Source organism: Planomonospora algeriensis (assembly GCF_977012225.1).
Genome location: NZ_CDRNDK010000366.1, coordinates 1 through 6,477, shown reverse-complemented (window position 1 = coordinate 6,477; position 6,477 = coordinate 1). Strand labels below are relative to the sequence as shown.

Genomic DNA, 6,477 nt, shown 5'->3' with positions numbered 1-6,477 from the left:
CCCGAGCGCCCCGGCCGGCCGGGCCCGGACGGCCGAGGCGCTGCGCCTGGCCCTCGACGAGGCCGGTGTCACCTTCGTCAAGCTCGGCCAGATCATGTCCACCCGGAGCGACCTGCTGCCCCCGGAGTTCGTCGGGGAACTGCGGCTGCTCCAGGACCGGGCGGCCCCGGCCCCGTGGGCGGAGATCGAGCGGGTGCTCGTCGCCGAGCTCGGCGGGCCGGTGGAGGAGGCGTTCGCGGAGTTCGAGCGCGAGCCCCTGGCGGCGGCCTCGATCGGGCAGGTCCACCGGGCGCGGCTGACCGGCGGAGAAGAGGTGGTGGTCAAGGTCCAGCGCCCGGGGATCGCGGCCGTGGTGGAGCAGGACCTCGACATCGTGGCGCGCCTGGCCCGGTCGCTGGAGCGGCGGACCGGCTGGGGCCGGGCGTTCGGCGTGGGCGAGCTGGCCCGGGGGTTCGCCGAGGCGCTGCGGGAGGAACTCGACTTCCGGGTCGAGAGCGCCAACATGGCCGCCGTGGCCGCCGCCTCCGCGGGGGAACCGGTCCACGTCCCCGCGCTCCGGCCGGAGCTGTCGTCGCGGCGGATGCTGGTGATGGAGCGCCTGGCGGGCACGCCGCTCGGCGGCGCCGTACCGGAGGGGACCGACCGGGACGGGCTCGCCAGGACCCTGCTGGAGACGCTGCTCCGCCAGATCATGGTGCACGGCGTGTTCCACGCCGATCCGCATCCCGGCAACGTCATGCTGCTGGAGGACGGCCGGCTGGGGCTGCTGGACTTCGGCTCGGTGGGGCGGCTCGACGCCGCGCTGCGCGGCGCGCTGCAGCGTCTGCTGACCGCCCTGGACCGGGGTGACCCGCTGGGTGTGAGCGACGCGCTGCTGGAGGTCGTGGCGCGCCCCGACGAGATCGACGAGCGTGGGCTGGAGCGCGACCTCGGCCGGTTCATGGCCCGGCACCTGGTCAGCGGGGCCGCTCCCGACATGCGGATGTTCTCGCACCTGTTCCGCGTCGTCTCCGCGCACGGGCTGTCGGTGCCGCCCGAGGTCGCGGCGGTCTTCCGGGCACTGGGCACCGTCGAGGGCACGCTGGCGCGGCTCGCCCCCGGATTCGACATCGTCGCCGAGGCGCGGGCCTTCTCCGCCCGCCACCTCGCCGAGCAGGGCGGCCCGGAGCGGATCCGGGAGGCGGCGGCGCGGGAGGCGCTGCACCTGCTGCCCATGCTGCGCCGCCTGCCCCGCCGGGTGGAGCGGATCATCGGAGCCGCCGAGCACGGCCGGTTCGGGGTGAACGTCCGGTTGTTCGCCGACGAGCGCGACCGGCGCTATGTGACGGGAGTGCTCCACCAGGTGCTGCTGACCGTCCTGGCGGCCACCACCGGGATCATGGCGGTCCTGCTGCTCGGCACCGAGGGCGGGCCGTCCGTCACGGCCGGGGTCGGGCTCCTGCAGCTCTTCGGGTACAACCTGCTGGCGGTCAGCGCCATGCTGGGCTTGCGGGTCCTGGTGCTGATCTTCCGGTCGGAGCGCTGACCCGGCGGTCGTCGCCGGACGTCCCGGCCGCATGTTTGCCGTGACAGGAGAGGGTAGCGCCTACCTCTGTAGGGAGGAGGCGCGTCACATGGCGAGTCACATGGCGAACAGTACGAAAGAGGGCCTTTCCACTGGAGAGCTGATCAAGCGGATCTCGGAGGAGGTCTCCCGACTGGTCAGGGACGAGATCAAGCTGGCCAGGATCGAGCTCGCGGAGAAGGGCCGGTACGCGGGACGGGGCGCGGGAATGCTCGGCGGGGCGGGGGTCATCGCCCTGTTCGGAGGCGGCGCGCTGGTGGCCGCGGTCATCCTGCTCCTCGCCCAGGTGATGCCCGCATGGGCGGCCGCGGCGGTCGTCGGCGCGGTGCTGCTGCTCGCGGCCGCGGTCCTCGGACGCCGCGGCAAGCGCCAGGTGTCCGGGGCGGCTCGCCCGCCCCGCAGCGGACCATCCGCAGCGTCAAGAACGACATCGACGCCGTGAAGGAGAGGGCACACCGATGAGTGAGACCGACCCGGGCCGCGGCAGGGACGTCGCGCCCGCGGGGACGACCGGTTCCCGCAGACAGGAGATCGGCACCCCGGTGCCCCCGGACGAGCGCGGATCGCTGAACATCCCGCCGAACGAGTCCGCTCCGAAGGGAGCCGCAGGCCCCCGGGGCGAGGGGACGCCCGCCGACGACCTCGGGCTCCCGCCCTGGGAGAGCGACGAGACGCCCGACCTGGTCAGACGCGACAGGGGATCGGTGCGAGGACCGGAGACCCCGGAGGAGGCCGTGCGGCGGGAGATCGAGGAGACCCGCCGCGAACTGGGAGACAGTGTGGAGGCGCTGGTGCACAAGACCGACGTGAAGGGACGCGTCCAGGAGAAGGCCGCCCACATGGGCGACGACCTCAAGCGGATGGGCGCGGCCACGGCCGGTACGGCCACCGGAATGCTGGACCGGGTCAAGGGCGCGGCGCCCGAAGTGCTGGACAAGGCCCGGCAGGCCACGCCCGCCGAGGTCAGGCACGCCGCGGAGAAGGTGTCGACGGAGGCGGGCCGGCGGCCCGTCGCGACCCTGGCGGTGGTCGGCGCCGTCGCGCTGGCCGTCGTCCGCGTCCTGCGGCGCAGACGGAGCGGACGGAGCGGGAAGGCCGAGCTGGTCCGCGTCCCGCGGCTGGGACGGGGCACCCGGGTCGACACGGTGCGCGTCCCGTGGTTCAGAAGGGGCTCGACCGTGCGGACGGCGCGTGTCCCGTGGCTGAGCAAGGGTTCCAGGTCCGTCGCGGCGCGCCTCCCGTGGTCCGGGAAGGACTCGGCGACCACCGCGGCGCGCCTCCCGTGGTCCGGGAAGCGCCGGTAGATGAGCGCGGCGCGAACCGCCGGGGCCCCGGGAAGGCGGGCCCCGGCGTCCCCGAGACTCCCGCGCAACTGCCGCCGAGGGCATGGTGGGGGGTCCTCAAGCGGACGGTCGGAGAGTTCCGGCGGGACAACGTGGCCGACTGGGCCGCCGCCCTCACCTACTACGCGGTGCTGTCGGTCTTCCCCGCCCTGATCGTCCTGGTCTCGCTGTCCGGCCTGGTCGGGCAGGACGTCATCTCCACGATCCTGAGCCAGGTGGCGGCGATCGCCCCGCAGGACGTCACGAACCTGGTCGAGCAGCAGGTGGGGAACCTGCGGCGGAGCGGCGGCACCGGCCTGGTGGCGATCTTCGGTCTGCTGGTGGCGCTCTGGTCGGCGTCCGGCTACATCGCGGCCTTCGTGCGGGCCGGGAACGCCATCTACGACATCGAGGAGGGCCGGCCGTTCTGGAAGCTGACCCCGCTGCGGGTCGGCCTCACGCTGGTCTTCGTCGTCCTGATGACCGCCAGCGCGGTGATCGTCACCTTCACCGGCGAGCTCGCCCGGCTCGCGGGCGAGGCCCTGGGCTTCGGCGAGACCGCGGTCACGGTCTGGAGCTACGCCAAGTGGCCCGTCCTGCTGCTGATCGCCTCGGCCCTGGTGATGCTCCTGTACTGGGCGGCGCCCAACGTCCGTCAGCCCGGATTCCCCTGGATCAGCCCCGGCGGCCTGCTGGCGGTGCTGCTGTGGATCGTGGTCTCCCTCGGGTTCGCCGTCTACGTGGCCAACTTCGGCTCCTACAACAAGACCTACGGCGCGCTCGGCGCCGTGGTGGTCTTCCTCGTCTGGCTCTGGCTGTCCAACATGGCGATCCTGCTGGGCGCCGAGTTCGACGCCGAGCTGATGCGCGCCAAGAAGATCGCCGCAGGCCATCCGCCGACCGCCGAGCCGTACGCCGAGCCCCGCGACCCCGCCGAGGACGACCCCGGCCGCGCCGAGGGCGACGGAGCGTCCCGGCTCGGCTGAACGTCCGGCCCCGCCGTGCGGCCCCGAACTGAAGATCCGCACCGGGACCGGGCCGGGTACGGCCCTGGACACCGGATGCATCCGCAGGGCGCGTCCCGGCCGAAGAAGCCGGTAGTGATCGCACGCCTCTTTGCGTGATTCCGGGAGATGGAAGGGCCGGAAACGGGCAGAGGGCACGGAGCGACCGCCCGCGGACCGACCGGCCCGCGGGTCCGGCGGGAGGGAGAGCCCGCCGGTCCGGTGGAGAGCGAGGAGCGCGCATGGGCCCGACCGTGGTGATCGGAGCCGGGCTCGGTGGCCTGGCGGCGGTGATGCGGCTGGCCGCCGCGGGGCGGGACGTGACGGTGGTGGAGGCCCGCGATGTGCCCGGGGGCTGCTGCGGGACCGCCCGGCTGGGGAAGTACCGCTTCGACACCGGGCCGTCGGTGCTCACCATGCCCGACGTCCTGGCCGGCGTCTTCGCCGCGGCGGGCGAGGACGTGGAGTCCTGGCTGCCGCTGCGGCGGCTGGACCCGTACTACCGGCTGCGCTACCACGACGGCTCCCACCTGGACGTCGTGGCCGGTGAGGAGGCGATGGCCGAGGAGGTGCGGCGGCTGTGCGGGGCGGCGGAGGCGGGCCGCTACCGGCGCTTCCGCACCCGCCTCGCCGAACTGTTCGCGGTCGAGTGGGACGCGTTCATCGACCGGGACATGACCCGGCTGCGGAGCCTGGCCCGTCCGGCGGCCCTGGCACGCCTGGCGAGGCTGGCCGCGCTGGGCGGTTTCCGGCGGCTGGACCGCCTGGTGGCCGGTCACCTCACCGACCCCAGGCTGATCAGGGCGCACACCTTCCAGTCGCTGTACGTCGGCCTCTCGCCCCGGCAGGCGCTCGGCGTCTACGCGGTGATCGCCCACATGGACACGGTCGGCGGCGTCTACTTCCCCCGGCACGGCGGCATGCACGCCATCCCGCAGGCCATGGCGGCCGTGGCGGAGAAGGCCGGGGCGCGGCTGCGGTACGGCGTGCGCGCGGTCAGGGTCGAGGCCGGCCCTGACGGGGTCAGCGGGGTCCGGCTCGACACCGGCGAGCGCCTCGCCGCCCGCGACGTCGTGGTCGCCTGCGACCTGCCGCGCGCCCACGCCGGGCTGCTGCCGCGCGGCGCGGGCGACTGGCGGCTGCGCCGGCCCCGCTACTCGCCGTCCTGCCTGGTGCTGCACTTCGGCCTCGACCGGCGGCTGCCCGGCCAGGCGCACCACACCCTGCACTTCGGCCGGGAGTGGCACTCCTCCTTCGCCGACCTGTCCCGGGGCAGGCCGCAGGGGGACCCGAACCTGCTCGTCACCTACCCCGCGTCCGACTCCGGCGCCGCGCCCGCCGGGCACGCCACGCTCACCGTGCTGGAGCCCGCGCCCAACCTGCAGCGCGCCCGCTGGGACGGGCTCACCCCGCGCCTGCAGGAGCGCCTGCTGGGCAGGCTCGCCGACCTCGGGTACGGCGACCTGTCCGGCGCTCCCCGGCTCGCCCTCGACCCGCCCGGCTGGGCCGGGCTCGGCCACTCGGCGGGCACGCCGTTCGCGCTGGACCACCGGTTCCGGCAGACGGCCTGGTTCCGCCCGGCGGCGCCGCCCGGCGGATCCCCGGCCTGCACTTCGCCGGCATGTACACCGCGCCGGGGGTGGGGGTCCCCCCGGTGCTGATCTCGGGCCGGCTGGCCGCCGAGCGCATCCTGGACGCCCGCCGATGACCCCGCCGGGCGTCCCGTCCCCGCTCGCGTCAGAGCCTTCGCCCGCGCCTTCGCTCCCCTCCCCGTCGTGGCCGGTGGCGCCGGGCGTCCCGCTGACCCGCAGCTACGAGCTCTGCCGCCGGCTGAACGCCCGCCACGGCCGCTCCTACTACCTGGCGACCCTCCTGCTCCCCGCCTGGAAACGCCCCCACGTGCACGCGCTGTACGGCTTCGCCCGGCACGCCGACGAGATCGTCGACTCCTTCGCGATGACCGGCGACCGGGAGGCCGCCCTGGACGAACTGGCCGGGCGCCTGGCCCCCGCGCTCGCCGGGGAGGCCACCGGGGACCCGGTGCTGCCCGCCTTCGCGCAGACCGTGCGCTGCTTCGGCATCGACCACGCCGACGTCGAGGCGTTCCTGAAGTCCATGCGGGCCGACCTGACCGTCACCCGCTACGACACCTACGACGACCTGCTCGGCTACATGGAGGGCTCGGCCGCCGTCATCGGCACGATGATGCTGCCCGTGCTCGAACCCCTGCCCGGCATGGCGGAGCGGGCGCGCGAACCGGCCCGCCACCTCGGGCTGGCGTTCCAGCTCACCAACTTCCTGCGCGACGTCGCCGAGGACCTGGCGCGCGGCCGGGTCTACCTGCCGCTGGCCGACCTGGACCGGTTCGGCGTGCCCGTCGCCGACCTGGGCCGGAACGCGCCCACCCCGGCCCTGCGCGAGCTGCTGGCCTTCGAGGTGGAGCGGGCGCGCGCGCACTACCGGCGGGCGGCGGAGGGCATCACCCTGCTCACCGCCTCCTCCCGGCCGTGCGTGCGCGCGGCCCGCGAGCTGTACGGCGGCATCCTCGACCGGATCGAGCCGCCGGCTACGACGTGCTGGGCGGCAG

At 74.8% G+C, this 6,477-nt stretch carries 6 protein-coding genes; all 6 read left to right on the top strand.

The features are described 5' to 3' along the window. The coding region (locus tag ACWJ6R_RS27605) for an ABC1 kinase family protein (protein ID WP_449065029.1) at positions 1-1,525 on the top strand (1,525 nt) is incomplete at its 5' end. A 100-nt stretch (positions 1,526-1,625) separates the two neighbouring features. Continuing rightward, complete coding sequence (locus ACWJ6R_RS27600) at positions 1,626-2,006, top strand: phage holin family protein (RefSeq protein ID WP_449065028.1); 381 nt, start codon at positions 1,626-1,628, stop codon at positions 2,004-2,006. Positions 2,007-2,022: 16 nt separating this feature from the next. Continuing rightward, positions 2,023-2,868: a DUF3618 domain-containing protein gene (locus tag ACWJ6R_RS27595; protein ID WP_449065027.1), complete on the top strand. Its 846-nt coding sequence runs from the start codon at positions 2,023-2,025 to the stop codon at positions 2,866-2,868. Next, entirely contained in the window at positions 2,847-3,872 is a 1,026-nt protein-coding gene (locus ACWJ6R_RS27590; protein WP_449065026.1) for a YihY/virulence factor BrkB family protein, read from the top strand. Before ACWJ6R_RS27595 ends, ACWJ6R_RS27590 begins: the two co-directional genes overlap by 22 nt. A gap of 260 nt (positions 3,873-4,132) precedes the next feature. Next, complete coding sequence (locus ACWJ6R_RS27585; protein WP_449065025.1) at positions 4,133-5,551, top strand: phytoene desaturase family protein; 1,419 nt, start codon at positions 4,133-4,135, stop codon at positions 5,549-5,551. A 121-nt stretch (positions 5,552-5,672) separates the two neighbouring features. Continuing rightward, the coding region (locus ACWJ6R_RS27580) for a phytoene/squalene synthase family protein (protein ID WP_449065024.1) at positions 5,673-6,477 on the top strand (805 nt) is incomplete at its 3' end.